Origin of the sequence: Janthinobacterium saanense, assembly GCF_014200675.1 — a bacterium.
GTDB lineage: Bacteria > Pseudomonadota > Gammaproteobacteria > Burkholderiales > Burkholderiaceae_D > Janthinobacterium.
Window position 1 is genome coordinate 1 of record NZ_JACHCI010000048.1, and the last position, 1,066, is coordinate 1,066.

Sequence of the window (1,066 nt, forward strand, 5' to 3'; positions counted from 1 at the left end):
GTTGATTAGCGCTGATCTTCATCTGCCAGCCTGAGCGAAGCCTCAGTTCGCCTGCCGGTCGCTGCGGCGGCGTACAGGAAGCGCCGCAGGATGGCGGACAGGTCGAAGCGCCGGTTGAAGCGGTACTGCGCCTCGGCCAGGTAGCGGTGCCCGTATTTCCGAAAGTTGAACGCGTGGTAGGTTCCGTTGGTGGCCGTCTTGAGGTTGCCGAGCACGATGTTGATCCATTTGAAGCACGGCATATCGCTGCTCTTGCGCTGGGTGCCGACGACTTCGGGCGTATGGCTTGCGCCGGCGCTTGTCACGGCGGCAAAACAGTCCAGTCCATCCGACACGACGACGCTCGACGCCGCCAGATGCGCTCCGGCCCAGGCTGCCACGTCGGCCCTGCCGAAGGTCTTCACCTGCGAGAACACGGCCAATTGAGGCCGCCCGTCGTCGTCCGTTTGCACGGCGGCGATGAACGGCACCTTGTTTGGCGAGCCGCGTCCGCGTTTGCCACCGGGCCGGGCGCCCCCCAGATAAGCGTCGTCGACCTCGACGCGGCCCTCCAGTTGGCGGCCCGCCTCCCGCTGAGCCATCACCTCCAACAGCTTGTGCTTGACGCGCCAGGCGCTGCGGTAACACACGCCGATCAGGCGTTTGAGCTCCAGGGCCGAGACGTTGTTCTTCGCCTGGGTCAGGAAATACATGGCCTGGAACCACTTCGTCAGCGGCAGTTTACTTGAGTGGAAAATCGTCCCGCCGGTCAGCGTGCTTTGGCGGCGGCAGGCGCAACACTGGAAGGTCTTCGCCTTGCCGTGCCACACGACGTAGTGTTGGCGTGCGCCGCAGTGGCGGCAGGCGAAGCCGCCCGGCCAGCGGCAGCGCTCCAGCGCTTCCTCACATTGCGCCTGCTTCCCGTAGAGCGCCATGAATTGGTCCAGGCTCATGCCGGCTTGAAATTGAACTTGATTCATCTTTGCCATGATCCGCCCCCGTTGGTATCGGCAGCGTTATGCTGCACTAGGTTGGACCATTGGCAGGCAGGACGGTTCGGCAAAGATGAAGATCAGCGCTAATCAAC

1 protein-coding gene is annotated in these 1,066 nt (G+C 63.3%); it reads right to left on the reverse strand.

Annotation, left to right across the window (positions count from 1 at the left end; translation table 11 throughout):
- Positions 1–5: 5 nt before the first annotated feature.
- A complete protein-coding gene (locus tag HDE72_RS27560; protein WP_183748789.1) occupies positions 6–968 on the reverse strand; it encodes an IS1595 family transposase in 963 nt (320 codons plus the stop codon).
- Between the last annotated feature and the right edge of the window lie 98 nt (positions 969–1,066).

What these genes read in the sequence shown, in the direction of transcription:
- HDE72_RS27560 (WP_183748789.1), bottom strand. Translation starts at nt 968, where the DNA reads ATGGCAAAGATGAATCAAGTTCAATTTCAAGCCGGCATGAGCCTGGAC.